General features: G+C 66.9%; 26 protein-coding genes. 12 read left to right on the forward strand and 14 right to left on the reverse strand.

Going from position 1 to position 26,320, the window contains the following annotated elements:
* Positions 1–21 precede the first annotated feature (21 nt).
* The 5 genes from ABZ552_RS13205 to ABZ552_RS13225 all read right to left on the reverse strand — a co-directional run bounded on the left by ABZ552_RS13205 (position 22) and on the right by ABZ552_RS13225 (position 2,358).
* Positions 22–426, reverse strand: coding sequence for a pyridoxamine 5'-phosphate oxidase family protein (locus tag ABZ552_RS13205; protein WP_281919589.1), 405 nt, complete (start codon positions 424–426; stop codon positions 22–24).
* Positions 427–470: 44 nt separating this feature from the next.
* Positions 471–1,253 carry a hypothetical protein gene (locus ABZ552_RS13210; protein ID WP_357437177.1) on the reverse strand — a complete coding sequence of 261 codons (783 nt, stop codon included), beginning with the start codon at positions 1,251–1,253 and terminating at the stop codon, positions 471–473.
* A 495-nt stretch (positions 1,254–1,748) separates the two neighbouring features.
* Entirely contained in the window at positions 1,749–1,961 is a 213-nt protein-coding gene (locus ABZ552_RS13215) for a phosphopantetheine-binding protein (RefSeq protein WP_281918517.1), read from the reverse strand.
* Positions 1,961–2,188 carry a hypothetical protein gene (locus ABZ552_RS13220; RefSeq protein ID WP_281918516.1) on the reverse strand — a complete coding sequence of 76 codons (228 nt, stop codon included), beginning with the start codon at positions 2,186–2,188 and terminating at the stop codon, positions 1,961–1,963. The genes ABZ552_RS13215 and ABZ552_RS13220 overlap by 1 nt, the downstream gene beginning before the upstream one ends.
* Positions 2,185–2,358, reverse strand: a complete 174-nt coding sequence (locus ABZ552_RS13225; protein ID WP_281918515.1) for a hypothetical protein — start codon at positions 2,356–2,358, stop codon at positions 2,185–2,187. Before ABZ552_RS13225 ends, ABZ552_RS13220 begins: the two co-directional genes overlap by 4 nt.
* A 169-nt stretch (positions 2,359–2,527) precedes the next feature.
* On the opposite strand from ABZ552_RS13225, the gene ABZ552_RS13230 reads away from it, so the two are divergent.
* The 4 genes from ABZ552_RS13230 to ppsA all read left to right on the forward strand — a co-directional run bounded on the left by ABZ552_RS13230 (position 2,528) and on the right by ppsA (position 9,477).
* Entirely contained in the window at positions 2,528–3,436 is a 909-nt protein-coding gene (locus tag ABZ552_RS13230) for a DUF302 domain-containing protein (RefSeq protein WP_281918514.1), read from the forward strand.
* On the forward strand, positions 3,433–6,171 hold the full coding sequence (locus tag ABZ552_RS13235; RefSeq protein ID WP_281918513.1) for a cation-transporting P-type ATPase: 2,739 nt from the start codon (positions 3,433–3,435) through the stop codon (positions 6,169–6,171). The genes ABZ552_RS13230 and ABZ552_RS13235 overlap by 4 nt, the downstream gene beginning before the upstream one ends.
* Before the next feature lie 139 nt (positions 6,172–6,310).
* Positions 6,311–6,865: a flavodoxin domain-containing protein gene (locus ABZ552_RS13240; RefSeq protein WP_281918512.1), complete on the forward strand. Its 555-nt coding sequence runs from the start codon at positions 6,311–6,313 to the stop codon at positions 6,863–6,865.
* 305 nt (positions 6,866–7,170) lie between these two features.
* The gene (gene ppsA / locus ABZ552_RS13245; RefSeq protein ID WP_281918511.1) at positions 7,171–9,477 is read left to right on the forward strand and encodes a phosphoenolpyruvate synthase; all 2,307 of its coding nucleotides are present in this window, start codon (positions 7,171–7,173) and stop codon (positions 9,475–9,477) included.
* Between the two features lie 59 nt (positions 9,478–9,536).
* On the opposite strand, the gene ABZ552_RS13250 is transcribed toward ppsA, so the two are convergent.
* From ABZ552_RS13250 to ABZ552_RS13260, 3 genes are all read right to left on the reverse strand, one after another.
* Positions 9,537–10,433 carry a universal stress protein gene (locus tag ABZ552_RS13250; RefSeq protein WP_281918510.1) on the reverse strand — a complete coding sequence of 299 codons (897 nt, stop codon included), beginning with the start codon at positions 10,431–10,433 and terminating at the stop codon, positions 9,537–9,539.
* Between the two features lie 239 nt (positions 10,434–10,672).
* Positions 10,673–11,662 (reverse strand): nitroreductase family protein, encoded by a 990-nt coding sequence (locus ABZ552_RS13255; protein ID WP_281918509.1) that lies wholly within the window; start codon positions 11,660–11,662, stop codon positions 10,673–10,675.
* 10 nt (positions 11,663–11,672) lie between these two features.
* Positions 11,673–12,425 (reverse strand): SDR family oxidoreductase, encoded by a 753-nt coding sequence (locus tag ABZ552_RS13260; protein WP_281918508.1) that lies wholly within the window; start codon positions 12,423–12,425, stop codon positions 11,673–11,675.
* 342 nt (positions 12,426–12,767) lie between these two features.
* On the opposite strand from ABZ552_RS13260, the gene ABZ552_RS13265 reads away from it, so the two are divergent.
* Both ABZ552_RS13265 and ABZ552_RS13270 read left to right on the forward strand, forming a co-directional pair.
* A complete protein-coding gene (locus ABZ552_RS13265; protein WP_281918507.1) occupies positions 12,768–13,421 on the forward strand; it encodes a response regulator transcription factor in 654 nt (217 codons plus the stop codon).
* A 200-nt stretch (positions 13,422–13,621) separates the two neighbouring features.
* Positions 13,622–15,349: a GAF domain-containing protein gene (locus tag ABZ552_RS13270; RefSeq protein WP_281918506.1), complete on the forward strand. Its 1,728-nt coding sequence runs from the start codon at positions 13,622–13,624 to the stop codon at positions 15,347–15,349.
* Positions 15,350–15,626: 277 nt separating this feature from the next.
* Here ABZ552_RS13270 and ABZ552_RS13275 read toward each other — a convergent pair whose 3' ends face one another.
* A complete protein-coding gene (locus tag ABZ552_RS13275; RefSeq protein WP_281918505.1) occupies positions 15,627–16,970 on the reverse strand; it encodes a phosphoribosyltransferase family protein in 1,344 nt (447 codons plus the stop codon).
* 323 nt (positions 16,971–17,293) lie between these two features.
* Here ABZ552_RS13275 and ABZ552_RS13280 point away from each other — a divergent pair, with 323 nt between their 5' ends.
* A complete protein-coding gene (locus ABZ552_RS13280; protein WP_281918504.1) occupies positions 17,294–19,087 on the forward strand; it encodes a long-chain fatty acid--CoA ligase in 1,794 nt (597 codons plus the stop codon).
* A 94-nt stretch (positions 19,088–19,181) separates the two neighbouring features.
* Here ABZ552_RS13280 and ABZ552_RS13285 read toward each other — a convergent pair whose 3' ends face one another.
* The 3 genes from ABZ552_RS13285 to ABZ552_RS13295 form a co-directional block, all read right to left on the reverse strand.
* The gene (locus ABZ552_RS13285; protein WP_281918503.1) at positions 19,182–20,072 is read right to left on the reverse strand and encodes a universal stress protein; all 891 of its coding nucleotides are present in this window, start codon (positions 20,070–20,072) and stop codon (positions 19,182–19,184) included.
* A gap of 174 nt (positions 20,073–20,246) precedes the next feature.
* Positions 20,247–20,528, reverse strand: coding sequence for a DUF1918 domain-containing protein (locus ABZ552_RS13290; RefSeq protein WP_357437185.1), 282 nt, complete (start codon positions 20,526–20,528; stop codon positions 20,247–20,249).
* 305 nt (positions 20,529–20,833) lie between these two features.
* Entirely contained in the window at positions 20,834–21,076 is a 243-nt protein-coding gene (locus tag ABZ552_RS13295; RefSeq protein ID WP_281918502.1) for a hypothetical protein, read from the reverse strand.
* 140 nt (positions 21,077–21,216) lie between these two features.
* Here ABZ552_RS13295 and ABZ552_RS13300 point away from each other — a divergent pair, with 140 nt between their 5' ends.
* Both ABZ552_RS13300 and ABZ552_RS13305 read left to right on the forward strand, forming a co-directional pair.
* Positions 21,217–21,564 carry a hypothetical protein gene (locus ABZ552_RS13300; protein WP_281918501.1) on the forward strand — a complete coding sequence of 116 codons (348 nt, stop codon included), beginning with the start codon at positions 21,217–21,219 and terminating at the stop codon, positions 21,562–21,564.
* 153 nt (positions 21,565–21,717) lie between these two features.
* Positions 21,718–22,581 (forward strand): universal stress protein, encoded by an 864-nt coding sequence (locus tag ABZ552_RS13305; RefSeq protein ID WP_281918500.1) that lies wholly within the window; start codon positions 21,718–21,720, stop codon positions 22,579–22,581.
* On the opposite strand, the gene ABZ552_RS13310 is transcribed toward ABZ552_RS13305, so the two are convergent.
* Complete coding sequence (locus ABZ552_RS13310; RefSeq protein ID WP_281918499.1) at positions 22,524–22,763, reverse strand: hypothetical protein; 240 nt, start codon at positions 22,761–22,763, stop codon at positions 22,524–22,526. The genes ABZ552_RS13305 and ABZ552_RS13310 overlap by 58 nt on opposite strands.
* A gap of 146 nt (positions 22,764–22,909) precedes the next feature.
* On the opposite strand from ABZ552_RS13310, the gene ABZ552_RS13315 reads away from it, so the two are divergent.
* Positions 22,910–24,310: a wax ester/triacylglycerol synthase family O-acyltransferase gene (locus ABZ552_RS13315; protein WP_281918498.1), complete on the forward strand. Its 1,401-nt coding sequence runs from the start codon at positions 22,910–22,912 to the stop codon at positions 24,308–24,310.
* Positions 24,311–24,468: 158 nt separating this feature from the next.
* Here the strand turns inward: ABZ552_RS13315 and ABZ552_RS13320 are convergent, their stop codons facing one another.
* Positions 24,469–24,921: an Hsp20/alpha crystallin family protein gene (locus ABZ552_RS13320; RefSeq protein ID WP_281918497.1), complete on the reverse strand. Its 453-nt coding sequence runs from the start codon at positions 24,919–24,921 to the stop codon at positions 24,469–24,471.
* 169 nt (positions 24,922–25,090) lie between these two features.
* On the opposite strand from ABZ552_RS13320, the gene ABZ552_RS13325 reads away from it, so the two are divergent.
* Both ABZ552_RS13325 and ABZ552_RS13330 read left to right on the forward strand, forming a co-directional pair.
* Positions 25,091–25,423 carry a spore germination protein GerW family protein gene (locus tag ABZ552_RS13325; protein WP_281918496.1) on the forward strand — a complete coding sequence of 111 codons (333 nt, stop codon included), beginning with the start codon at positions 25,091–25,093 and terminating at the stop codon, positions 25,421–25,423.
* A gap of 143 nt (positions 25,424–25,566) precedes the next feature.
* Positions 25,567–26,247, forward strand: coding sequence for a hypothetical protein (locus ABZ552_RS13330; RefSeq protein WP_281918495.1), 681 nt, complete (start codon positions 25,567–25,569; stop codon positions 26,245–26,247).
* The last annotated feature ends 73 nt before the right edge of the window (positions 26,248–26,320 follow it).

Raw genomic sequence — 26,320 nt, forward strand, 5'->3', positions numbered from 1 at the left:
CGCCCGCGCGGCGGCCGGCGCCTAGCTCGGGACCTCGATGAGCCGGACACCTTTCACGATTGTGGGTTCGATTCCGATGACGAAAGTCGTGGCCGGATCGCCCCATGGCGCTAACAGCCTTTCGCAGCGCGCAACGAGTTGGGGATCGGTGACCGGGCGCGCGAACCCGGTTACGACCACCGACCAGCCCATACGGCCAACGGGGTCGAGGTCGTCAGCTTGATAAGCCACCACGACACCCGGCGCCGCGCTGGGAGTGCTGGGGAGCGGGGAGATAAGGCGGGTGCGTATGAGGACCATCCCACCGTCGAACAGATGATTTGCCGGGCGTATGGCAGGCAGCGCGTCGCGGGTGAAGACGACCCGCCCGTACCGCGCGCTCGCCAGCAAGCGGAGCGACTCGGTCTGCTCGATCTGGACCATCATGCGGCTGGAAGCATCATCGATCGGGTCGCTGCGGTTGCGTCGATTCACGATTTCGTGCGGGGTGATGTCGCCGGCGAATCCAGCCGTCCGCGCGCCTTCCATCCGCGACGCGTGTTCTCACCCGTTCGAGAGGAAGCCCTCAGATGCCCCGGCTCCAGGATGCGCACCAGGAACGCTCCCGTGGTCGCTGCCATCACGGCGGCCATCACCAGACCGGCGAGAGCCCCGATCACTGCAGTGACCACTGCCGATTGCCCGGGCCGCCACAGCGGGCCGGTGACCACTAGGAAAGCGCTCAGTCCGGTGATCCAGCCCACGGCGTTGGCCCAGATCCACAGAACCGCTCGGTCTGACCAATGCCGCAAGACATACCACTGTGCGAGGCCGAGAGCGAACACCATCACGATCGCACCTGCGGAAACCGTCGGCATTTGTATACCGATCGGCCAGTCACCGATTCGGTCACCGTAGAGGAGGGGTATCAGTGCGACGGTCCATGCGACGACAGCGCCGACGACCGTGGCCGCGACCCAGTCGCGGGCCACAAAGCCCCGCAGCCGGTTGCGCAGTACGCGGGCTTGGAACCAGCCCAGCACACCGCCTTCGACCGCGCCCGCCATCAACAACGCGGCAGCGATCACGCCGGGCGCCGAGTCGGCGGTGAGCGCACCGACACAGGCGAGCACTGCGAAGCCGAGAGTCTCACCGCTGGTGACCGCGACAAACCAGCGACGCCCGAGGTCGCGGCGCGACGGCACGACCTTGCCTGCTCCCACGTCGATCACCGGATAAGGGTCGAGCGTGTCGGTGTTGCCGCGGATGCGCATTGTGAAAAACCGCCTCAACCTCTCCCCCATCGTCCGCGACACCCCGACAGGCAGCCGCGATGCTGGCAACACCGGCGAAGCGCCGAGCCCTGACCTCGCATATCTGGTGATTGTCACAACTGCCTCTCCCGGTCTGTCGAATCGCCTCGTTCCATACCTCGATCTTCTGCTGCGTCTTCGTGCTGCCACAGAAACGAAAGTCACCATCCGATGGCCGTTCGGAACATGCACAGGACCCTGGACACCGCCACGCCCCGAGGACGTTGGTCCCGGAGTGAGAGGGCAGGACGCCTCTCACGTAAGCGCTGGAGCACGATCAAGCTGAACGTATGTCGCCGGACCGGTCGCCTGTCCCGATCATCGAACGTCGAGCGGGGCGCCCGCGAGCCACGTAGCAGCCTGCTCTTGACCCGGCACGACCACACGTCCAGGTTCCGGAGGTGATACCGATGTACGCACGGGATGTCCTCAGCCGACCACCGTCGGGGTGGGGGTTCAGCGAGGGCTGGTGAGGAAGTCGACGCAGGAGCGGATCGTCGAAAGCCGTGGGTAGTCGCTCTCCTCGATCCGGCCGCCGGCGGCGGAGAGCCGTTCCACGAAGCTGAGGAAGTCGATCGAGTCGAGTTCCAGTGTGCTGCGCAAAGTTTCGTCCTGGCCGAGGGCGGAGATGTCGGCCTCACCGGCGAATCCGCGCAGTGCGTCGCGCACTATGCCTTCGGCCTTCTCGCGGGGGTGCGGCTCCGCAAGATGCACACCCGTTCGCCCGGGCCCACACCCAGGCCGTGCTGGACCGCAGCGAATCGATTGCTCAAATCGAACAGGTCGGCATAGGTCAAGGTGGAGCGTTCACCCGTCGCGCGCAGCGAGCGCAGTGCGGTGGCGTTGGCGAGGGTCGTGCCCAGATGACGGTCTACCGTCTCGTAGGCGATGTTCACTCCCCCGCCTGGGAGTCCCGCCAAATCTCATTGCGCCGCCGTCCAGTCGAATACTCGTAGGACATCCGATAATCGGTCAGATTCGCGTCGACCCGTTCGATCGGAGACTTCTCGGTCGGCTTCCAATGCGTCGGCTCGTATTTCGATGCGTCGTGGCTCACAGTCTTCATTTCGGCCTCCGTGATCCAGTCAACGATGGGTGCCGGCTTCTCCGGCAGGGCGTAAAGACCTTCCCTTGTGGTGACCTCCGTCGTTTCCGGCGTTCCGATGGCGGTAGGACCCCCAGAGCAGGACTTTCGCCCCTGTGCGGCGGCAGCCTGGCGGGGGGACGCTCATCGCATGACGCGAACCGAGGAGGCTGCGATGGAATACCGGGTGGCCCTGGTCGAGTCGGCGCCGGAGGTAGTGCTGCGGGTGCCCCGCGAGATCCGACCGAACTCGAATCTGCTCGGTGAGGACATCGCCGAGGGGATGCGGGAGGTGACCCGGATCGTGCAGAGTGCGGGATTGACCGCCAGCGGCGCGCCGACGATCACGTTCCGCCAGGATCTGCCGATCGATGAGGCGATCATGGTGGAATTCGGCGTTCCGGTGGAGCCTGCGCCCAACCTTGGGCCCAGCTCCGGCGCCCAGGTAGTCCTCATGCCCGGCACCCTGGTCGCCCGCACCAGCCATCGCGGTAGCTATCGCGACCTCGGCGCGGCCTACCAGGTGCTACGGCAGTGGTTGCGTGACGCGGGATATCAGTCGATCGGTCCACCCACCGAGGCGTATCTGATCGGCCCGGACGAGGTCTCCGATGCTCGGCGACTGCTGACCGAGATCCGATTGCCGGTCGCTCCTGCCCCGACCATCGAGGCCAACCTCGACGCGCCGTTCGACGTCGCCGTCGAACGCACCAGGGAGGCGCTGCGACACCACGGGCTCATCGTGACCGCCGAAGTGGACCTGCAGGCCACACTGCGCGAGACCATCGGCGAGCACATCGAGAACTACCTGGTTCTGGACGCATGCGATCCTAGGCTGACCTTCCGCGCGCTGACCTCCGACTGGCAGGCCGGCCTGGTGACATCGTGCCGTGTGGTGGTGCGCTCGGTCGACGACGGCACGGTGGTCGCGGCCATCGATCCCGAGGGGCCAGCTCACGTCACGGCCGGATCGGAGCTGCCCCCGCTCGCCGGTGACGTACGGCGGCGGCTCCTCGCCGCCTTGGACAGCCTCCGAGACGCGGCGCAGGCACCCACGTGACCGACCTGGTCGAGCCGGAATCGGATCTGCGGATCGATCCCACCGAGCGGATCGATCTGCTGCTACGCGATCTGCGCGGCAGCCGCTCCGGACTCACCGCTCGCGAGGCCGAACGGCGTCTTGTCCATTACGGACCGAACATGTTGCGGCGGCGAGGCCAACGGAGCTGGCGACGGGATCTGGCTCGCCAGCTCACCCACCCGCTGGCGCTGTTGCTGTGGGCCGCGGCCGGTCTCGCCGCGGTGGTCGGCATCGTCGCGGTCGCGATCGCGATCGTCGTCGTCATCGTGATCAACGCGGCGTTCGCGTTCGCCCAGGAACGGCACGCCGAGCAGGCGGTGGAGGCACTGGCCGCCTATCTGCCGATACGAGCGCAAGTCGTGCGTGACGGCCAGGTCACCGAGGTGGAGGTGACCGGTGTAGTGCCAGGAGATGTCCTTGTCATCGCCGAAGGCGACCGCATCTGCGCGGACGCGCGCCTGCTCACCGGCGGTGTCGAGGTGGATCTGTCGGAACTGACCGGAGAATCGATGCCGGTCTACCGCAGCGCCGACGCTGTCGATGCCGGGGTGCCGCTGGCGCAGGCACGCGAACTGGTCTTCAGCGGCACCTCCTGCACCGAGGGCGAGGCACGCGGCATCGTTTTCGCCACCGGAATGCACACCGAACTCGGCCGCATCGCCGCGCTGTCGGAACGGGTCGAGCGAGACGAGAGTCCTCTCGAACACCAAGTGCGCCGCGTCGCCTGGTTGATCGCGTTGATCTCCGTTCTGCTCGCGGCGGCGTTCATCCCGCTCGCGATGCTCGGGGCCGGGCTGTCCCCGATCAACTCCGTGATCTTCGCGATCGCTCTGCTGGTGAGCAACGTCCCGGAAGGGCTGCTGCCGGTGATCACCCTGGCGCTGGCGATCGGGGTGCGGGAACAGGCGCGCCGCGGCGCCGTGGTCAAACGTCTCAGCGCCGTGGAGACCCTCGGTTCCACCGATGTGATCTGCACCGACAAGACCGGCACCCTCACCGAGAACCGCATGCGGGTTGTCACGATCGACACCACCACTGGAACTCACGACCCTTATGCCGCACCCGGAAAGCGCGATCCCACCCTGGCCGACGTCGCGAATGCGATCGTCGCCTGCAACAATGCTCGTCTCGCCGACGACACCGGGCCCGCCGTCGGCGACCCCACCGAGCTGGCGCTGCTCGACGCGGCCTCAGTTCTCGGGGAGCAGGTCCGGGCCGAGGAGCGGGAGGGATTCCGGCAGCGCCTGTTCCACTTCGACCCGGTACGCAAACGGATGTCGACTCTCGATGCGGACGAGACCGGTCGGCTGCACGTGCACACCAAAGGAGCGCCGGAATCGCTGCTGCCACTGTGCACCGCCGAACTCGGCATCGAGGGAGGCATCCGCCCTCTGCATCCGTCCCGCCGCGAGCAGCTCACCGAACTCGTCGACGCCCGCGCCCGCCGAGGTCTGCGGATGCTGGCTGTCGCCGCGCGCGACCTCGCCGGTTCCGCAGCGCCACAGAACCGGGAGCAAGCGGAAAAGGATCTGGTCCTGCTCGGCTTGGTAGCGATGGAGGACCCGCCACGGCCCGAGGTTGCCGAGGCGGTGCAGCTGTGCCACGGGGCGGGTATCCGCATCATCGTCATCACCGGCGATCACGGTCTGACCGCGGCGGCCGTCGCCGGCCAGATCGGTATAACGCGCGGTACGCCAACCGTGATCACCGGTGCGGAATTGGAGCGGATGAGCGAGGGCGAACTCGACGAACTGCTGGCGGGGCAGGCCGAACTCGTCTTCGCTCGCTCGTCCCCTGAGGCCAAACTGCGCATCGCCGACGCATTACGCGCCGCTGGGCACGTCGTGGCCATGACCGGTGACGGCGTCAACGACGCACCAGCCCTGCGGCGCGCCGACATCGGTGTCGCGATGGGCCGCTCGGGCACCGACGTGGCCCGTGAGGCTGCCACCATGGTGCTCACCGACGACAACTTCGCCACCATCACCGCGGCCATCCAGGCCGGCAGGCGGGTCTACGACAACATCCGGAAGTTCATCTGCTACATCTTCGCTCACACCACTCCTGAGGTGACGCCGCTACTGGTGTTCGCACTCTCCGGCGGAGCGGTTCCACTGCCGCTGACCGTGATGCAGCTACTGGCCTTCGACGTCGGCACCGAGACGCTGCCTGCGTTGGCGCTCGGGCGGGAAGCGGCCGAGCCCGGTCTGATGCAACGGCCGCCCCGCAAACGCAGCGAGTCGGTGATCCGCACGCCCATGCTGCTGCGCGCCTGGCTGTTCCTCGGAGTGATCGCCGCGGTCCTGGCCATGGCAGGGTTCTTCTTCGTGCTGCTGCAGGGTGGCTGGCACCTGGGCGACCCCACCGGTCCGGGCACGCCGCTGCACCATACCTACCAGCAGGCGACCACAATGACCTTCTTCGGTATGGTCGCCGGCCAGATCGGCACCGCGTTCGCCGCACGAACCGACCGTGCCTCACTCCGCTCGATCGGCGTCCTGTCCAATCCCTTGCTGTTGTGGGGTATCGCCTTCGAACTCGCCCTCGCCGCGATCATCATCTACGCCCCGGTGATGCACAACCTGCTCGGGACAGCCCCGCTGACGCCCGCCATGCTCGCGTTCACATTGCCGTACCCGTTCATCGTGTGGGGCGCCGACGAAGCGAGGCGCTGGCTGCTGCGCCGCCGCGCGGCCGTGCCGGATCACGCGTGAGTATTCGTCTGCGCGAGAGGTCCGCATTCCCCCGGCCCGTCTCGGCATGGGACAGCCGCCGCCCGCTGTGACCATGGTCCCCGCGGCCCGGGCACGAGGCCTCTCACCGAGCCGGAAGTACACGAGGAGGCTTTTCGACATGGACCAGGACAAACACCGCATCGCGGTCGTCTACGCGACCGAACAGGGATCGACCCGTGATATCGCCGAATTCATCAGCACCGAACTGTCGGGTCGCGACACGATCGTCGAACTGGCCGATATCGACCACGCGCCCGATCTGTCCCGATTCGACACCCTCGTGCTGGGCAGCGCAGTTCACAACATGAAGCTCCTGCCTTGCGCCGCCGACTACGTGCACGCCCACCACGACGAATTGGCGCAACGGGACGTATGGCTCTTCAGCGTGGGGCTCGCCCCGGCACTGCGCGGCCCGATCGGCCGCCGCCTCGGCCGGATCGTCCCGAGGAAAATAGCCGCTCTGCGCGATTCGATCCGGGCGCACGACTACCGGGCGTTCGCCGGACGGTACGACAGCGACGGCATTTCACTGCGGACTCGAACCCTCTACCGGCTACTGGGCAAAGGACGCTACGGGGACCTGCGCGACTGGGCAGCGATCCGTTCGTGGGTGGACACCATCGCCCAAAGTCTGCGGCTGCCACCAGCCCGCTCCACCACGGTCCAGCCGTGAGAGGCGCACACCATGAGCTATCACCGCGCCCTCGCACCGGCAGCCCACACCGCTCGCGAGTGGCTGCGCGCAATGGCCGATGGACGCGCCACCGAGCACCGGGCCTGACCACTTCGACCGACTTGGTCCTTGCTTGTCACCGCTCCGGCCTCGGCCTTCCGCTCCGAGGCGGCAACCGCTGACCGGTTTTACGGGCAGGGCCCAACGGGACGAACGAGGGGACCTTCGGCCGTGGTGAATGCCCGCGGTACTGAGCGAGGCTGACAACACACGCGACGTTCGAAGTACGACCGATCGGAGCCGTTATGGGCGACTACGTGGCCGACCTCGGTGACCTGCGGCTGGCCGATGCCGACCGTGCCGGAGGCAAGGGGGCGAATCTCGGTGAGCTGGTGGCGGCGCACCTGCCTGTGCCACCCGGGTACGTGATTCTCAAATCATGTTACGAGGAAGTGATCATCCACGGCCCGCACGGCGCCGAACTCGACACACTGCATGCCGAGGCGCTTCAGGCCGCGTCCGCGGACGCTAGCTCGGGCCAACCGCGACTGGACGAGCTGTGCACCCGCATGCGAAAGCTCGTGCACCAGACACCGATGGCGGCAGGAGTGCACGACGCCGTGCTGGCCGCCTACCACTGGCTGGGCGATTCGGTTCCGGTCGCGGTGCGCTCGTCGGCGATCGGCGAGGACAGCGCGACCGCATCCTTCGCGGGCATGAATCTGTCGCGGACCAACATCCGCGGCGATGACCGATTGATGGATGCCATCATCGACTGCTGGGCATCGCTGTTCACGCCCCGGGTACTCACCTATCGCGCCCGCCGCGAAATGCACGAACGCCCCGACATCGCGGTAGTGGTGCAGCGCATGGTCGCCGCCCGCAGGTCGGGCGTGGCATTTACCGCCGATCCGGCTACCGGCCGCAGGGATCGCGTGGTCGTCGAGGCGGCCCGTGGCCAAGGAGAGGTCGTTGTCTCCGGAGCCACCGAACCCGATACCTACATGCTCGACGCCAAGGGGCCCACGCTGATCGCCGCGCGTGCAGGCCATCAAAGCTTCGCCATCGTGTCCGGGCCCGACGGCGACCAGCGAATCCAGTTGAGCGACGACGAGGCGGCCGCTCAGGTACTCAGCGAGGACGAGGCGGTGTCGGTGGCCCGGACGGCTTTGCAGGTCCAGCAACTGCACGGCGGCCGACCGCAAGACGTCGAATGGGCATTCGACGACCACCAGCTATGGCTGGTGCAGGCCCGGCCCATCACCACGCTCGCCGGGCATACCACCGCAAAACCTCCGATACGCGAACCTGCCCAGGCCCAGATACTGCTGCGAGGTCTCGCGGCCGCCCCGGGCCGGGCCAGCGGCACCGTGCGCATCCTGCGTTCACCGGCGGAGGGCTCGGCACTGCGCGCCGGCGAAGTGCTCGTCGCGGCCATGACCAACCCCGACTGGCTGCCCACCATCTCGCGAGCTTCGGCCCTGGTCACCGACAATGGCGGAATGACGTGTCATGCCGCGATCGTCGCGCGCGAACTCGGTGTACCGTGCGTGGTCGGCACCCGCACGGCGACCACCACCCTCACCGAGGGCGCGGTCGTCACCGTCGACGGATCCGCCGGCCAGATCCAGGCCGGGCGATCGGGACCGGCGCAGGCCGAACCTCGTCCGACGGCGCCGATCGCCGCTGTGGAACCGACCGCGACGCGCATCTATGTCAACCTTGCGCTACCGGAGGCCGCCGAACGTGTCGCGGCTACCGAGGTCGACGGAGTCGGATTGCTGCGAGCGGAGACGCTGATCACGCAGGCGCTCGAAGGACGTCATCCCAGGGACCTGATCGCCCACGGCGAGCAGGACGTCTTCATCGAACGGCTGTCCCAGTCCCTGCAGCGAATCGCGACGGCGTTTGCCCCGCGGCCGGTCATCTACCGAGCGACCGACCTGCGGAGCAACGAATTTCGTGATCTCGCAGGCGGGACACGCTACGAACCGGATGAACGCAATCCGATGATCGGTTACCGCGGCTGCTACCGCTACATCCGCGAACCCGAGGTGTTCGCTTTGGAACTCACGGCTCTGGCTCTGGTCCGCGAGCGAACCCAGAATCTGCACCTGATGATTCCGTTCGTGCGCACCCGGTGGGAGCTGGAAACCTGCCTGGACCTGGTCGAGATGAGCCCGCTGGGCAGCCAGCGTGGACTGCATCGCTGGGTGATGGCGGAGGTCCCCTCGGTGGTGCACTGGCTGCCCGAATACGTGGGCCTGGGCATCGACGGCGTCTCCATCGGCAGCAACGATCTCACCCAGCTGATGCTCGGCGTCGACCGTGACTCCACCACGTGCGCTGAACTGTTCGACGAGTCCGATCCGGCAGTGCTGGACGCGATCGGCAAGATCGTGGCGACGGCGCGACGGCTACGGATCACGTCCTCGCTGTGCGGACAGGCGCCCTCGACGCGGCCCGAATTCGCCGAATACCTTGTCCGGATGGGCATCACATCGATCTCGGTGACGCCGGATGCCGTGCCGGCGGCCCGTCGCGCGATCGCCGCCGCCGAGCGGCGAGTGCTACTCGAGCAGGCGCTCTCCTCGGATGACGGTGCTCGTTGAAACTGAAACCCCTCCGGAGACGCCGGTCCTCGGACGACCTGCACCCGGTCTGAACGCGCTCACCGCTCACGCACGACGATGATCGGGCACTCCACCGAATGCAGCAAGGCGGCGCTGGTAGAACCGAGCAGCATGCCGGCGAACCCACCGCGGCCATGGCTGCCCACCACCAGCAGCTGGACGTCTTCGGACTGATCGAGCAGCGAGCGAACCGGCCGGTCCCGCACCAGTACGCGCCGCACCGAGACATCCGGGTAGCGTTCACCGAATCCCGCCAGATTCTCCGCGAGCAGCGCGTCCTCTCGCTCTCGCACAGCATCCCATCCAGGCACGAGGTCGATGCCGCTCGCATCGCTCCACGCGTGCAACGCGACCAGACCGACCTTGCGTCGCGAAGCCTCCTCGAAGGCGACATCGATCGCGGGCACGCTGGTGGCGGTGCCGTCCACCCCGACGAGAACCGGTTTATCGAAGGAGACGACATCGGGCGCCGAACCCGGGCGCAGGACCGCGACCGGGCAACGCGCGTGGCGGGTGACCGCCATGCTCACCGAGCCGAGCAGCTCACGGCGCACCGCTCCGCGCCCGCGGCTGCCGACGACCAGCATTCTGGCGTGCCTGGACCTATCCAGCAGGTCCGGGATGATCGGCTCGAGAGTCAACTCGGTGCTGATGGCCAACGCCTCACCCGCCGCGGCCGCCCTGGCCACCCGAGCGGCCTCGGTGAGCACCCGTTCCCCGTCCTTGCGCAGCCACTCCACATCGGCTTCGGTCAGTATGGCGCCGGGACCGTAGCCGGGCTGAATGGCGACGGAGGTGACTATATGCAGCCGGCACCGATGCAACGCGGCGTCCGCGGCTGCCCACGCCGCCGCGTGATAAGAGGTTGCGGATCCGTCGACGGCGACCACGATCAGATCGGTCTGCCCAGTGCGTGCAGTCGAGTTCTCGGTCATCGCGTTCTCCTCGGTCCCGAATCCGTTTCTTCTATGTCCTTGCCGGGTCGGTCGGCTCCGGCGCCGTTCGGCCATTCAGCGAGCGCTGCGAATCGTTTCGTCGACCGGCTTACCGTCGCGACCTGCGCCGGTTCGCTCGTCGCCGTTATGGCAATTTTCGAGGGGTTCTCCACCCGGATCAGCGGATTACTGCTCCGCGGCCGCGGTCGCCACAGGCGAACCGCAGGCTACGGAAACCATCACGAACCCGACGGATCCAGGGGCTGAACCACCTCATCGAGCGGGCGACGCGGAGTGGCGGGGACCGGATCGGCACTCGGGATCGCGTAACCGATCCGAACGACGATCTGCGGATATCCGGTATCGTCCAGCACGTTCGCGCGGATGCGTTTCCTGGTGCCGGCCAACTCCATCGGCTCGGTCAGCGGACACGTCGCCAAACCCAGGGTCGTGGCGGTCAACAGCACCGCGCTCGCGGCTTCACCAGCTCGCAACCGGGACAATCGGTCGTCACTGCTGGTGCTCAGGAGCAGCATCCGGTCAGCGGCGTCGATATCGCGCACCACCGCCTGCGGCAATCCCGGATTCGAGAACGGACGCACCGTCGGATCGGCGCCGGTCAACACCGCGTTGCGCGCCGGGACCCCCTGCGGTGCCGCGTGCCTGCCACTCCACTGCGCGAGTTCGGCGCCGTAGGCGAGGTCACGAGCATGTTCCCACGCCGCCTGTTCGAATGCCCGCAGCAATTGGGTCCGCGCCGGTTCTGCATCGATGTCGCGCACGAGCACCCCGGTCGCCTCCCCTGCGGCGATGATGGCCTCGATATGCGCGGCCGGCACCTCCCAGGAGCTGTAGCGACGGCGATCGGTGCTGCGGCTGCTGATCGCGCGCGCCAACTCGACATCCTCGTCCGTGAATGCGGCGGGACGGAACTCGACGGACGCGAGATGCTTCGGCGTGGCCGGATCCGGCAGCCGATGGATCGCCGTCTCCCAGCCCTCCGCGCGGGCCGCGACCCGCAGATGATGTAACACCGCACCACAACTCAACAGCAGGTCGCGACCATCCGGGTCGGTGTGCGGCAGCCTTAGACTCTCGTCGGCATACAGATGCACGGTCTCGTGCCCGAGCCGCCAAAGCCATGGCTGAGTGTTGTGCACCGACGGCGCTCGCGCCGCCAGCGCCAACACGGATCGCAGCGTCTCGAGATCGGGATGTGTTTTCGGCATCGCTTGCCTCTCATCGGGATTCGTTCGGCAGGCCCAGGACCTGACCGGCGGTGGCACCACCGTCGAGCACGAACTCCGAGCCAGTCGAATACGTGGCCTCGGTGACCAGGAATCGCACCATCGCCGCGACCTCCTCCGGCTCACCGAAGCGAGCCAGCGGCTGATTCGCGGCCACGGATTCGTCCATGGCCCCGGTCATCGGCGTATGGATGGGACCGGGATGTATCGAACACACACGAACGTTCGCGCGCCCCAATTCCAAAGCGGCGGCCTTGGTCAGACCTCGCAAACCCCACTTGCTGGCGACATAGGCACCGATACCCGCGTACCCGATCAGCCCAGCTGTCGAGGAGATGTTGACGATCACCCCGCCGCCCGCGGCCCGCAACCGCGGCGCCGCCAGATGCATACCCAGCCAGGCACCGTAGAGGTTCACGTCGACGACATGCCGGAACATCACTGGAGATTCGGTCTCGACGCCCCCGAAATCGATGATGCCCGCATTGTTGACCAACACCGCCAGGGGACCGAACTCCGCCTCCGCGTCATCCAGGACCGCGCACCACGCGCCCTCGTCGGTCACATCCAGCCGACGGAAGATCACACCCGAGCCCAGCGACTCCGCCAACGCGCTGCCCTCACGGTCGAGCAGGTCGCCGATGACGACGGAAATGTTCTCCTTGGCCAAGGCGGATACGACGGCGGCGCCGATGCCGCGTGCACCGCCGGTGACGACCGCGCTTCTGCCTTCGAGTCCGGCCATGGCGATCAAGATCCTTTCAGCTGGCTGTGCCCACTTGTTTCCGAATTCAGCATCGCGCGAACCAACAGGCATGCGTGACGGCCGAAGGTCACCGAATACCGGGCACTCTGGCCACGATCGGCCCTGCGTCGACCGCCGGCCCGCGGCACGCCGAAGGTCAGCCGTCCGACGAGCCGGGGATCGACTCGAGAAATGGACAAGACCAGATCGAGGCTGCGCAAGGACCACGGCGACGGTGGTGTGACGAAGGGTCGCCTGCAAGGGGGACCTTGGTCGGTACCGAGCGGCCTGCCCGTTGCGTAGTGTCGACCGCGCAACTGCTCCCCGGGATTGGACACCACCATGATCACGGTGTTTCTGGTCGACGACCATGAAATCGTCCGCCGCGGTCTCGTAGACCTGCTCTCCGACGACCCGGAGCTGTCCGTCGTCGGCGAGGCGGGCGACGTCGCCCACGCTCTCGCCCGGATTCCGGCGCTGCGGCCGGACGTCGCCGTACTGGACGTGCGCCTGCCCGACGGCAACGGCATCGAACTGTGCCGCGATCTGCTGTCGAAACTCGATGATCTGCGCTGCCTCATCCTCACGTCGTTCACCGACGAGCAGGCCATGCTGGACGCCATTCTCGCCGGGGCCAGCGGCTATGTGGTCAAGGACATCAAGGGCATGGAGTTGGCGAAAGCGATCAAGGAGGTGGGCGCCGGGCGTTCCCTGCTCGACAACCGCGCCGCGGCTGCCCTCATGCAGCGGCTGCGCGCGAACACCGAGGACGGCCCGCTGGCCGCGCTCACCGAGCAGGAACGCAGACTTCTCGACCTGCTCGGCGAAGGACTGACCAACCGGCAGATCGCCCAGCGCATGTTCCTGGCCGAGAAGACGGTGAAGAACTACGTCTCCCGGCTGCTGGCCAAGCTCGGCCTCGAGCGGCGCACCCAGGCAGCCGTCTACGCCTCCAAACTCCGATCCCGGCCGTCCGGGTCCAGCGCCAGCTTCTGATCATCGTCAGCCTTACCGGTCTCTGATAGCGGAACTTCGACAACCGCGCTTGCCGAATCCGATCGTCCCGACGCGGCCTCGAGCACCGGCCGCCGTCGAATGCCCATCCGGACGTGCCGGACATTTTTCTCGCGGCCCGTAGCATAGGCTTGCAGCATGGCCGCCTGCCCTGGACAGCTTGGGACTCGGGAGCAGTCGATATGACCGATGACACGTCAGCAGGCGTGTACTCGGTCCGCGATACGCTTTCGCAACTGCGGCTGCGGGAGCTGCTGGGCGAGGTCAAGGATCGCATCGAGCAGATCATCGACGCCCGCGACCGGATGGACGGCCTGATCGAGGCGATGCTGACCGTCACCTCCGGGCTGGACCTGGATCGCACCCTGCGAACGATCGTGCACACCGCCATCTCCCTGGTCGACGCCCGCTACGGCGCGCTCGGCGTCCGCGGCCACGACCAGCAACTCGCCCAGTTCATCTACCAGGGCATCGACGAACCGACCCGCGAACTGATCGGGGATCTCCCGCAGGGCCACGGGGTGCTCGGATTGCTGTTCAGCCAGCCCACACCCATCCGGCTGGACAACCTCGCCGACCATCCCTCCTCGGTCGGATTCCCCGCCCACCACCCGCCGATGCGCACCTTCCTCGGCGTGCCCGTCCGCATCCGCGACGAAGTCTTCGGCAACCTCTACCTCACCGAGAAGGCAGGCGGCCAGCCGTTCACCGAAGACGACGAGGTCATCGTGCGGGCCCTCGCCGCCGCGGCCGGTATCGCCATCGACAACGCCCACCTCTACGAATCCGCCCGCACCCGCCAAGCCTGGATCGAAGCCACCCGCGACATCACCACCGAATTCCTCGCCGCGACCGACTCCGATCAAGTTCTCGCTCACCTGGTGGACCACACCTGTCGGCTCACCGGTTCCGAGCGGACCTTCCTCGCGGTCGTACCGGACCCAGACAGCCGCCACGAGGAGATCACCGAACTGGTGATCACCCACAGCGCAGGCGCCCGCAACGGTCAACGACTGGTCAAGCTGCCCTCCGGGGACAGCACTATCGCGACCGCGATCCGGTTGCACGCCCCCCAACGGCTCGACGACTCACGCCGCGCCGATCTCGGCAAGATCTTCCCCGACGCCGGGCCTGCACTGGTCCTGCCCATGCAGACACCCGACTCCACCGTCGGTGTCCTGATCGCGTTGCGCAGCGTGGAGTCGGCGCCCTATGACGACGAGATCTTGAAACTGACCTCCGCCTTCACCGATCAGGCGGCGCTGGCGATGCAACTGGCCGACGCCCAGCAGCGCGTGCGGGAGCTGGACATCCTCTCCGACCGCGACCGCATCGCCCGCGACCTGCACGACCACGTGATCCAGCGACTGTTCGCCGTCGGCCTGAGCCTGCAGGGAACCGTCCCGCGCACCCGCGTTCCCGAAGTCCGCGAACGGATCACCGAAGCGATCAGCGATCTGCAAGACGTGGTTCAAGAGATCCGGACCTCGATCTTCGACCTGCACGGCGGCGAGGGGCACAGCGGGCGGGTACGGCAACGTATCGAGGAGGCGGTCCGGCAGCAGACCGAGGACAGCGACATCCGAACATCCGTGCGCATCGCCGGTCCGCTCTCGGTGATCGATCCGGAGTTGGCCGATCATGCCGAAGCCGTTGTGCGAGAAGCGGTCAGCAACACCGTCCGGCATTCCGGCGCGAAGTCGGTCTCGGTGGAGATCACCGTGGCCGACGACCTGACCATCGTCATCGAGGACGACGGGTGCGGCATACCCGGCGAGGTCACGCCCAGCGGTCTGACGAATCTGGCCCAGCGTGCCGAACAAGCGGCCGGGAACTTCTCCGTCACAACAGGTAACGGCCCAGAAGGCAAACCCGGCACTCGGCTGTGCTGGAAAGTGCCGCTGCGCTGAACCGATCGCAGGACGGCGGGAGTTCGTCGCCGCGTTCGCCGGACGGTGCTGTGCGGCTCCCGTTGACACCGTCGTCGGGCCCCGGCTGAGCAGCTCGTACAGCGGTCGCAAAGCGTGCAGGTGAGCGATGGCATCCGCTAGCAGCTGAGCGATCGAGCGCTCTTCGATCGGCGTTGGGGGCCGCTGGATCGCCGAGCCGAGTCGTCGGGCGCGACATCGAGCAGGTCGACAGCGGCGGCCAGCGGTTGGCACTGCCCGGCAGGAACGCAAATCGAGGTCATGATCCAGTCTGCGTCCGCCCATCGGCCGCCGACGCGGGCGCCAGCTGAGCGACCAGCCAGTCGCGGGCGAGTTCGGCGACCTTCTCCAATGCGCCCGGCTCGGCGAACAAGTGTGTGGCGCCGGGCACCACAGTCAGCGCGGTTTCACACGACATCTCTTGCGCCGCCAGACGATTGAGCTCCAGCACCAGATGGTCGTGCCCACCCACGATCAGCAGCGTCGGCGCGCGGACCGCCGCGAGTGCCGCCCCGGCGAGATCCGGCCGACCGCCACGCGACACCACCGCGGCGATAGCGACGCTGGGATCGGCCGCGGCCCGTAGCGCAGCGGCGGCGCCCGTACTGGCCCCGAAGTACCCGATCCGCAGGCCGGCGACGTCGGGTCGACCGGTCAGCCATCGCGTGGCATCGAGCAGCCGCCGCGACAGCAGCTCGATATCGAAGACTCGTGACCGGTCGATCTCCTCCTCGGAAGTGAGCAGGTCGAAGACCAAGGTCCCCAGCCCGGCTCGGTTCAGGACCTCGGCTACGAATCGGTTGCGCGGGCTACGACGGCTGCTGCCGCTGCCGTGTGCGAAGATCACCAGCCCGAGCGGGTTCTCCGGGATGGTGAGATGCCCGGACAGTTCCCTCTCACCGAGCGGGACCTGGATGTCCTCATCACACAACGGCGGATCGTCCGCGGGCATCTGGGGGAGCTCGCTGCGGTTTTCCGCAGAACGAAGAAGCAGGTCGACCTCGGCGTCGGCGACTTGGCCGAAACTGCGGTACCAGGCGCCGACGGCGCCGAACCACGTGGGCATCTCGAGACAGACGACCTCGTCGGCCACTTCCTGCAGTATTGCCAGCATGTCACGGGGGGCCACCGGGACGGCCAGCACAACGCGCTGTGCGCCTTGTTCCCACGCCACCTGGCAGGCGGCGCGAGCCGTCGCGCCGGTGGCGATGCCGTCATCGATGACGACCACGGTTCGACCCAACAGCGGGATACGCGGGTGAGCACGCCGCAGCCGCTCGGTCCGCCGTCTCAATTCGGCGCGTTCACGACGCTCTACCTCAGCGATCTCCTCGCGGGTGAGTCTCGTGTAGCCGAGGACCACGTCGTTGATCACTTGGACGCCATCTTCGCCGATCGCGCCGAAAGCGAGTTCCGGCTGGTACGGGACACCGAGTTTACGAACTACGATCACGTCCAGTGGTACGTCCAGCATCCGCGCGACCTCGTAGGCCACGGGAACACCGCCACGCGGCAGGCCCACCACGACAACATCCTCGTCCCGCAGGTACTCCAGCCGTTTCGCCAGGCGACGCCCGGCGTCACGGCGATCATCGAAAAGCATCGCGGACCTCCTCTCGAGTCCAGCGTTGCCTTCCTCACCTCGTGACGGCAGGTCCGATCGTCGCCGGGCCGAGAGCCGTTGGTCCCGCGAAATCCAGGACAGGGACGACGGGCGGCCGCCCACCGCATCACTCACGCCCGGCGCGGGTGATGCCGCGCGGCGCAGTGGTGAAGGGTCCCTGGCGACACAGGACTTTGGTCCTCAGGCAGGAATGCCAACAGCCATCGCAGCATCGGTGCGATCGGGGCCATACTCGGGTGTGCGCAGCTGATCTAGGTCGAGCGCACCGTGTGCCTTCCCGGCAGCGGCGCCGAGGAGCGATCATGCACGAATTCGGATTGCCGGCTTTGTACCACGTCCCTGCCGACGCGAACCTCACCGACTTGATCGAGCGCAACGCCGCACGGCATCCGGACCTGACCGTGATCTCCCGCAAAGTGGGCGGACGTTGGCGTGATGTGACAGCCTCCCAGTTCCGCAACGAAGTGTGGGCGACGGCGAAAGGACTGATCGCCAACGGCATTCAGGCCGGGGATCGGGTGGCTGTCATGTCCCGAACCCGGTACGAGTGGACGCTGCTGGACTTCGCGATCTGGTGTGCGGGTGCGGTCACGGTGCCGGTTTACGAAACCTCCTCCTCCGAACAAGTGCAGTGGATCGTCTCCGACTCCGGCGCGGTCGCCGTCGTCACCGAGACCGACAACCACACGGTCGTGGTCGCAACCGTGCGCGACCAACTGCCGAAGTTGACCCATACTTGGCAAATCGACGCCGGCGCCGTCGCAACTCTGACCACGGAGGGCGCCCGGATCAGCGACACAGCCGTGGCCGAGCGTCGAGCCACTCTGTCGGCCGATGCCCTGGCGACGATCGTGTACACCTCCGGAACCACCGGACGCCCGAAAGGCTGTCAGCTGACCCACGGCAACTTCCTGGCCGAATTGGGCAATATCACCGCTCGGATGCCGACGCTGTTCCGCACCGGAGAGTCCTCGGTGCTGTTGTTCCTGCCACTGGCCCACGTGCTCGGCCGGATCGCCGAGGTGGCGGCCGCGTACGTTCCGGTCGACATCGCCCATGTCAGCGACGTCAAGGATGTCACCGCGGAACTCGGGGCGTTCCGGCCGACGCTGATCCTGGGCGTGCCGCGCGTCTTCGAGAAGGTGTACAACACCGCTCGGGTCCGAGCCCAGCTCGCCGGCCGGGGGCGGATCTTCGACTCTGCGGCCGCGGCGGCCATCGCCTACAGCCGCGGCCAGGACAGCGGACGAATCCCGCTTCCGCTCCGGATCCGCCATGCACTGTTCGACCGCCTGGTCTACCGACGGCTGCGTACCGCGCTGGGCGGGCGCGCTACGCACGCCATATCCGGCGGCGCGCCGCTCGGCGAACGGCTCGGCCACTTCTACCGCGGCGTCGGATTCACCGTGCTCGAAGGTTATGGCCTGACCGAGACGTGTGCGGCCGCCACGTTCAATCCGGATGACCGGCCGAAGATCGGTACGGTCGGCCAGCCGCTCCCCGGTTCCTCCGTCCGCATCGACGACGACGGCGAAATACTGCTGCGAGGACCGAACGTATTCACCGGATACTGGAACAACCCACACGCCACCGCCGACACGTTCCGCGACGGCTGGTTCGCCACGGGCGATCTCGGCACGCTCGACGACGACGGATACCTCACCATCATCGGACGCAAGAAGGAGATCATCGTGACCGCCGCCGGCAAGAACGTTGCCCCAGCGATGATCGAAGACCGCATCCGCGCCCACGCCATCATCGGAGAGGTAATCGTCCTAGGCGACGGCAAGCCGTTCATCAGCTGCCTGGTGACCATCGATACCGAGCACTTCCCCACCTGGAAGCAGCTCAATGGCAAGCCCGCCGATGCCACAATCGCTGACCTCGCCTCCGACGCCGACTTGCTCGCCGCCGTCCAGGCCGCCATCGACGACGGCAACCAAGCCGTCTCCCAGGCCGAGGCCATCCGCAAATTCCGGCTGCTGCACACCGAGCTCACTGAGGCCAACGGTTACATCACCCCGTCGTTGAAGCTCAAACGCAACATCGTGCTCCGCGACTTCGCCATGGAGATACACGCGATGTACAGCGAGTGAGCGGAGACCGGCCAACCTATCCGGCCAACCTATCCCACCGGTCTTCGACGCCGTGGTCGGGCCGGAGAACTCGCCGAGGCACGCCTACACAACCTCAGAGCTGACGCACGACGACGATGGGGCACTGCGCTGTATTCACGAGTGCGGAAGTGGTGGAGCAAGGCAGCAGACCCGTCGCGCCTTTGCGACCACGGCTGCCCACCACCAGTAGCTGCGCGTCCCGCGCTTCGTCGGCTAGACAGCGAACAGGACTGTCGCGCAGCAACACCCGTCGCACCGGCACCTCCGGATATCGCTCGCCGAACCCGGCCAGGTTCTGTGCGAGCAGCGCGGTCTCCAGCTCGCGCACGGCGTCCCAGGTCGGAATGAGATTGGTCCCACGCGTATCGCTCCACGCGTGCAGCGCGATCAACGCGACCTCGCGCCGCGAGGCCTCTTCGAACGCCAGGCGGATCGCCGGTACGCAATTGGGTGTTCCATCCACTCCGACGAGGACCGGCTTGCCCGCGGACGCCGCATCCGTGGCCGGAGCCGAGCGAATGATCGCGACCGGGCAACGCGCGCGCCTGGTAACCGCTGCGCTCACCGATCCGAGCAATCCACGGCCGAACGCCCTGAGACCACGGCTGCCGACAACTACCATTCCCGACGATGGCGAACGATCGATCAAATACGGAACGATCGGAGCGGCGATCAGTGCGGTTTCCACAGGTAGCGTCTCGTCGGGCGCAGCCTTCCGAGCCACCTCGAAAGCCTCGCCGAGCACTCGCTCGCTGTCCCGGCTCCGCGCAGCGTCGGTGTCGGCCGACAGAGCTCTCGCGCCCAAGCCGGTCCGAACCGAGGTGACGATGCACAGTCTGCGCCGATACAACGCCGCATCCGCCGCCGCCCACGCCGCGGCGTGATAGGAGACGGCCGAGCCGTCGACGGCGACGACGGTCGGCCGATCGACCTGCCCGCGTGGTGGCGTCGTGTTGTCTGTCATCGTGTTCACCCGGAAGCCGCGGCTGTCCTATAGATCCTTCGTATCCTTGCCGATTGGTCTGCACATCCGGCCGTCGCTTCGCATCCTTGCGACCGCCCCGGATCAATCGCCTTCCGCGCCGCCGCCGACTCGCTCGGGGGGAGGGACCGCCGATTTGCCATCGGTGCCGGTTACTCAGCGCCCGCGGGCTTCGCGGCCGACCGGCTCCCCCGAGTGCCTCGAGGAAAAGTGTGCCTCTGCGACTTCTTCCTGCGCACGCAGTTCGTCGCGGGTCGCTATATGTGCGTCCGGCCCGGGAAAAGTCAGTGCCCGATGCCCGGTATCGGTCCAATGCACCAGGTAAGGCGGCATACCGTCCTTTCCGTGCACTTCCTCGATGCAGTCCCCCACGTTCGCATGTCGGTTCGGCACGGCTTCACCGTGCCGCCGACACTGCGACCTTCGACTATCAGCCACATATGGCCCAACCTCCTCGGTCCCCGTCCGCCCTCATCGTCGCAACGGGCCGAGAACCGACGGTAGGGTCATTGGTCGCAGGCAAAGGTCCTTCTCGGCGCAGCGTACGTCTATCGGTCATCCGCAGGGCGGACCTGACACCCCGATTTCTCGCGGGGCGTCGGCGCCGGCAGGTTGCCGCTTCCATGCCTCAGCGCGCGATGACGGATCCGGGCCGTGCGTACTACATTTCCGGCGCCGTACCACCGCAAGAACTCGACCGGTCCTCGACCGCTCCCGCCAAGCGGTGTGCGGCAGCTTGGACTTCACTGGTGAGCAGACGCAGTCGCGGTGTTATCGCCGGGATCGGGGCGATCGGAGAAGCGCAGGTCGCGCGCTTCTTCGGGCAGTTCGGCGAGATCGGCTTCGAACCGGGCGACGAGAAACCCACGGTTGGTGGGCAGGTCCCGGACGAACAGGCTGAAGGCAGCGGGTGCGGTCATCTGCCCGCGGAGGTAACTGTCCACCATGGTCAGTTCGTACAAGTCGGTCAGCAGTGCCCCGGACACGTGTAGAGCATGGTGCGCCGACGGCACGGGTTGCAGTTGTCCCCTGACGAGTAGTTCCCCGGCAGCGGGGCCGACAGCACCCGCCACTCAGGGCCATCGGACCCTAGGCGAATCGCGGCTGCCGAGACGACGCTGATGCCATGGTCCCGAAGAGCGATTCACTGACAGCGTTACTGCGCACCGCGCGCGCACGGCTCAACGCCGTCGCCGAGAAGATCGGCACCGGGGTGCTGCCGACACCTCTGCGCACAATGTTGCGCGGCGGGACCGGCAGCGACAGGGTCGCGGCTGACGCCGCCGTCACCGAACGACTGGACGAAATAGAACACCGGGTGCTGCTGCTAGGTGACGCAGTGGCGGTTCTCGCCCGCGGGCTCGAACAATTGCCGAGCAGTGACATCGACGACCAGCGCCGGGCCGACGCGGCCCAACAAGCCCACCGCATTCTCATCGCCGAGCACCTCACCACCGCGTCCACACCGCAGTAGGCGTGTCGATAGCGTCTGTGTACCGGCAGCGGCACGGGAGCAGGCCACGTAACCGTCGTGGTCGCCCGGCTCGGCTGCCCGCACCATCCGGTGCCGTGCGCCGCTCGTCGATCAGCAATGGGTACCTGCGAGGAGCAGGAAGGAGTGCAACAGATGTCCACTATCAGCAATCCCCCTATCGTCGTCGGCGTCGACGGCTCCTCCGTCGCGCTCGCGGCCTTGCGCTGGGCTGCTGCCGACGCCGCTCGCCATCAGGTGCCGCTACACCTCGTCTACGCGATCGGAGTCCTGGGTAACTTCGGATCGGGTATCGAACTCGGACAGTTCGACTTCGACAGTTACTGGCGGGGTGTACGAGATGCCTTGGAAACCGCCCGTGCGGTCGCGGTCTCCGAATCCGCGCCGATCGCCCAACTGGATATCAGCACCGAACTGGTGGACGCGCCCCCGATCCCGGTCCTACGTGATCGTTCCAAGACCGCGCGACTGCTCGTCATCGGCACGCACGGGCTCGGCGCCATCCACCGCAGATTGCTGGGATCGGTCAGCACCGCACTGGCCCGGCACGCCGCATGCCCGGTCGCCGTCATCCCGGAAACCTCCGCCCCATCCGACGGCCCGGTGGCGGTCGGCGTCGACGGCTCACCGAGCAGCGTGCACGCCGTCGAGATCGCCTTCGACGAGTCCGCGTTCCGCGGCGTCGAACTGATCGCGGTGCACACGTGGTCGGACTTCCTGCGCTTCAGTTCACGCGCCGATATGCAGGAGGAAGGCGAGGAACTGCTCTCCCGAAGCCTGGCCGGATACGGCGAGAAGTATCAGGAGGTTCGGGTGCGGCGCATCGTTGTCGAGGACCGCCCCGCCGAGCGGCTACTCCAGGTAGGCGAAAGAGCCCAGCTCATCGTCGTCGGCAGCCACGGACGCGGCGGCTTTGCCGGCATGACGCTCGGCTCGGTCGGTCAGGCCGTCCTGCACGCGGCCGAGGTGCCGGTGATCATCGCCAGGTCGGCGAGCTGACTGCTCATGCCGCAGGGAGCCGGATGGGCTGGTTTGCTCGCCCACGGCAGCAGCAGCGCCAGGAACAGGTCTGCGTAACCGGTTTCCTCGCCGAAGCGCCGACCGGTCACCGGCTCTCGATGTGCGGCGGGTCCCCGGTCGGCTACGGCGGTATCGTCCTTGCCGAAGCGCGAATCGCCCAAGCCGGCAGCATGGGGCCCAACGTCACCTCTGCGGGTGACCTTGGCATCTCACTCGAAATGTTCGGTCGCGCGAGGATTTTCTGCGTAGCAGTGGCAGTTTCCAGCCGATAGGCAGCAGCCGCGACCGCTGCCGGGACAGGTTCGCGATGACGGAATTGGGTCCGCTGGACACGGGCTTCATGGAGATGGAAGACGCCGACCGCCGGGTCAGCCTTGGTATCGGAACAGTGGCGATCATCGAGGGACCGCCCCCGGTGAGGGACGAGCTGCGGGGCTGGCTGGATCGCGGACTGGAGCGGCATGCACGGCTGCGGCAGCGGGTCCGGCGCACTCCATTGGACCTGAAAGCCCCGGTGTGGGAAGACGACCCGAATTTCGATCTGGGTCACCACATCCGGTGGACCGCGTTACCGGGGCCAGGGGGCGAAAGCGAGCTGAAGGAGCTGATCGCCACCGAGTTGACCGAGCGGCTCGATCGTGACCACCCGCTGTGGGAGGTGGTTGTGGTCGACCAGTTGGCCGAGGACCGCTGGGTGATGATCCTCAAGGCTCACCACACCATGGTTGACGGTATCTCTGAGATCACGCTGCTCGAAAGCTTCTGCGACCCCGCCGCAGGGGACGCGGGGGAACATCGGAGTCCGAGCGGAGGACGTGCGCGCACGGGAATTCTGAAACGTTTGAAGGAAGTGGTCCAGGCGCCGGTGACTTTCTCGCGTTCTGCCGTGGGAGCCGTGCGCACCCTCGCGCCGGTCCTATACGCGGTGATCGCCCCGGCCGATGAGTCCTCTCTCAACGGCTCCATCGGTAGACAGCGCCGCTACGCACTGGCGCGGACCATGCTCCCGCAGGTCCGAGAGATAGCGGCGGCATTCGATGTGACGGTCAACGATGTCGCCGTCGCCGCCATCACGGCCGCCTACCGCCGATTGCTGCTCAGCCGCGGCGAACATCCCACCCCTACCGAATTGCGCATCGTGGTACCGGTCTCGACACGCACGACCGACGCGAAACTCGTACTGGACAACCGTGTCTCCGCGGTGATCGCTCATCTGCCGATCGAGGTCGACCATCCCGTCGAACGCCTCATCGCCGTCCACGAGCAGATCCGCAGGCACCGATCCCGAGGCGAAGCCGACGCCGAGAAGTCGCTGCTGTCACTATCGCGGCGACTGCCGTTCGGGATCGTGGCGGAAGTATTCCGACTGGCAGTGTCATTCCCCCAGCGCGGCGTGGTCGCGCTCGCGACCAATATTCCCGGGCCCCGGCACCGCCTGACACTCGGCGGCAGGAAAATAACCGAGTTGTGGCCCTGCATCCCGATCGCCTTGCGGGTACGCACAACGATCGCCATCCTCAGCTACCTGGACCGCCTGACCTTCGGCATCACCGGCGACTACGACACCACCCCCGACATCGATTCGATCTCCGCGAGCATCACCACCGAGATGGCGGTGCTGCTGGCCCACGCGCGCGACCGAGGGGCATCACTACGACTGGGACCGGTCCTCGGCTCCGCCACCACTCGATCACGGCACGCAAAGTAAGTACGGGAGGGTGGTGTTCCACCCGCCCGTACTCAGGCTGATCCTGCCGCAGGTCAGCCGCGATTCTCTTCGATGAAGTGCTGGCGGCGAAGTGAAGGCCATCGCCGATAGGCGCCGCGTGCGTTCCGTGGCTGCGCCGAAGCGGTTCCCCAAGGCAGTCAGTTGTGTCTGTCTCCAGCTGGCTTCTTGATTTCTATGTGCTTTTCCGGAGTTTCCGAGTCGGATACCGGCACGGTCACCGTCAAGATTCCGTCGGAATAAGTGGCCTCGATGGCGTTCTCCGTCGCGCCGACCGGCAGTGGAATGGACCGATAGAAGCTGCCGTAGTGGAATTCAGAACGGGTGCCTTCTTCCTTCCGTTCGGCACGTTCGGCCTTGATCGTCAACTGCCCGTCCCGGACACTGATATCGACGTCTTTGGCCGGGTCTACCCCGGGCAACTCGGCCCGCAGAATGTACTGACCCTTCTCGAGACGCCCCTCGACTCGAATCATATGGCCTTCGAGGGACGTCCAAGCAGGCCTCGACTCCAACCGGGCCATGAAATCGGACCAATCACGCAGGGCGGGCCAGGACGGTAGCAATGCCTGGCGAGAGGGAAGCATGCTCACACAGGCGGATAATGCTCGAATCACTCTCCGGCACGGCGGTTGCCGGTGGATCTGTTGCCGTTCCTCCCACGATTGAGGGCCGATCGACTCTCGTTCGCGTGTGGCTGCCGTTGGACCCTGAACTGGCCGACGGGAGCAACCCGTACAAGCGTGCGAGAGAGGAGACGCAATGAAGGTCGAAGACATTCTCGACTCTGCGAAGGAGGCCATGACGGTCCAACGGGTGTACGCCGAGCCCGTCGAGCGGGACGGCACCACCCTGATCGCCGTCGCCGCCGTATCCGGCGGTGCGGGCGGCGGCACGGGCGCCGACAAGGGCGGACAGGAGGGTTCCGGCGTCGGATTCGGCCTGGGCGCCAAGCCCGTCGGGGTCTATGTGCTGCGTAACGGCCGACTGAGCTGGCGACCGGCTATCGACGTCAATCGACTCATCACCGTGGTCGGCGCCGTCGCTGTCACGGCGCTGCTTGTCGGTGCACGCATCGCTCGGATCGGCCGGTGAACATGCCGCGAGCACGGCACGCGTGCCGTGTGATCGGCTGCTGGCCGAAAGGCTATCGGCCGGGTCGTCAGGACCATCGGCCCTGCCGGGACCCTGGCTGCTGAGCTGAACATACGAACAGACCCCCGACGGGAGGCACGAATATGCGATGGCTCGTTCTTCCGCTGGCCGCGGTGGCGGCGTTGGCGCTGCGGCACCGGATGTTGCGCTGGGGCGCCACCCCTGCCGAGGTGGCAGCCGAGTACCCCGGTGACACACTGGTTCCGGCCCCGACTGGCTGCTCGACCATGGCCACAACCCTCGAGGCGCCCCGGGAAACCGTCTGGTGCTGGCTGGTTCAGATGGGCGCCGACCGTGCTGGTTGGTACAGCTGGGACCGGTTGGACAATGGCGGGCGGCCCAGCGCGACAAGGATTGTGCCGAAATGGCAGGACTTGTGCGTGGGCGACCGTGTGAGTGCGACAGTCGACGGACGCATGTATTTCACGGTGGCGATCATCGATCGTCCGACGACGTTGGTGCTGCGCAGTGATCTCACGTTGCCCAGCGGCCGTCCTTTCGATCCTCGTGGCCCGCTCCCCCGGATGTTCACGCAAGGTGTGTGGGGCTTCCATCTCATCGAGCTACCCGGCGGACGCACTCGCCTGGTGGTGCGCACCATCGGGCGGGATGCGCCCCGCCCTTTGATGGCGGTCACCGACTTCCTCGTTGGTCAGCCCGCTCACCTGATCATGCAGGCGCGGCAGTTCGCCAACCTGCGCCGCCGCCTCGGCGCTGCGGAGAACACACAGGCGAGCGCGGGTGTCGTCTCCGATCACAGGTGAGCCCGCGACAGCCATCCGGCTGCTTCCGGACGCCCCATGCAGGGACAAACGAGTCACGCTCCGCACTCGCGCG

This window comes from Nocardia sp. NPDC019219 (genome assembly GCF_040632645.1).
Taxonomy (GTDB): Bacteria; Actinomycetota; Actinomycetes; order Mycobacteriales; family Mycobacteriaceae; genus Nocardia; species Nocardia sputorum.

What these genes read in the sequence shown, in the direction of transcription:
- ABZ552_RS13205 (WP_281919589.1), bottom strand. Translation starts at nt 426, where the DNA reads ATGATGGTCCAGATCGAGCAGACCGAGTCGCTCCGCTTGCTGGCGAGC.
- ABZ552_RS13210 (WP_357437177.1), bottom strand. Translation starts at nt 1,253, where the DNA reads ATGCGCATCCGCGGCAACACCGACACGCTCGACCCTTATCCGGTGATC.
- ABZ552_RS13225 (WP_281918515.1), bottom strand. Translation starts at nt 2,358, where the DNA reads ATGAAGACTGTGAGCCACGACGCATCGAAATACGAGCCGACGCATTGG.
- ABZ552_RS13230 (WP_281918514.1), top strand. Translation starts at nt 2,528, where the DNA reads ATGACGCGAACCGAGGAGGCTGCGATGGAATACCGGGTGGCCCTGGTC.
- ABZ552_RS13240 (WP_281918512.1), top strand. Translation starts at nt 6,311, where the DNA reads ATGGACCAGGACAAACACCGCATCGCGGTCGTCTACGCGACCGAACAG.
- ppsA (WP_281918511.1), top strand. Translation starts at nt 7,171, where the DNA reads ATGGGCGACTACGTGGCCGACCTCGGTGACCTGCGGCTGGCCGATGCC.
- ABZ552_RS13250 (WP_281918510.1), bottom strand. Translation starts at nt 10,433, where the DNA reads ATGACCGAGAACTCGACTGCACGCACTGGGCAGACCGATCTGATCGTG.
- ABZ552_RS13255 (WP_281918509.1), bottom strand. Translation starts at nt 11,662, where the DNA reads ATGCCGAAAACACATCCCGATCTCGAGACGCTGCGATCCGTGTTGGCG.
- ABZ552_RS13260 (WP_281918508.1), bottom strand. Translation starts at nt 12,425, where the DNA reads ATGGCCGGACTCGAAGGCAGAAGCGCGGTCGTCACCGGCGGTGCACGC.
- ABZ552_RS13265 (WP_281918507.1), top strand. Translation starts at nt 12,768, where the DNA reads ATGATCACGGTGTTTCTGGTCGACGACCATGAAATCGTCCGCCGCGGT.
- ABZ552_RS13270 (WP_281918506.1), top strand. Translation starts at nt 13,622, where the DNA reads ATGACCGATGACACGTCAGCAGGCGTGTACTCGGTCCGCGATACGCTT.
- ABZ552_RS13275 (WP_281918505.1), bottom strand. Translation starts at nt 16,970, where the DNA reads ATGCTTTTCGATGATCGCCGTGACGCCGGGCGTCGCCTGGCGAAACGG.
- ABZ552_RS13280 (WP_281918504.1), top strand. Translation starts at nt 17,294, where the DNA reads ATGCACGAATTCGGATTGCCGGCTTTGTACCACGTCCCTGCCGACGCG.
- ABZ552_RS13285 (WP_281918503.1), bottom strand. Translation starts at nt 20,072, where the DNA reads ATGACAGACAACACGACGCCACCACGCGGGCAGGTCGATCGGCCGACC.
- ABZ552_RS13300 (WP_281918501.1), top strand. Translation starts at nt 21,217, where the DNA reads ATGGTCCCGAAGAGCGATTCACTGACAGCGTTACTGCGCACCGCGCGC.
- ABZ552_RS13305 (WP_281918500.1), top strand. Translation starts at nt 21,718, where the DNA reads ATGTCCACTATCAGCAATCCCCCTATCGTCGTCGGCGTCGACGGCTCC.
- ABZ552_RS13315 (WP_281918498.1), top strand. Translation starts at nt 22,910, where the DNA reads ATGACGGAATTGGGTCCGCTGGACACGGGCTTCATGGAGATGGAAGAC.
- ABZ552_RS13325 (WP_281918496.1), top strand. Translation starts at nt 25,091, where the DNA reads ATGAAGGTCGAAGACATTCTCGACTCTGCGAAGGAGGCCATGACGGTC.
- ABZ552_RS13330 (WP_281918495.1), top strand. Translation starts at nt 25,567, where the DNA reads ATGCGATGGCTCGTTCTTCCGCTGGCCGCGGTGGCGGCGTTGGCGCTG.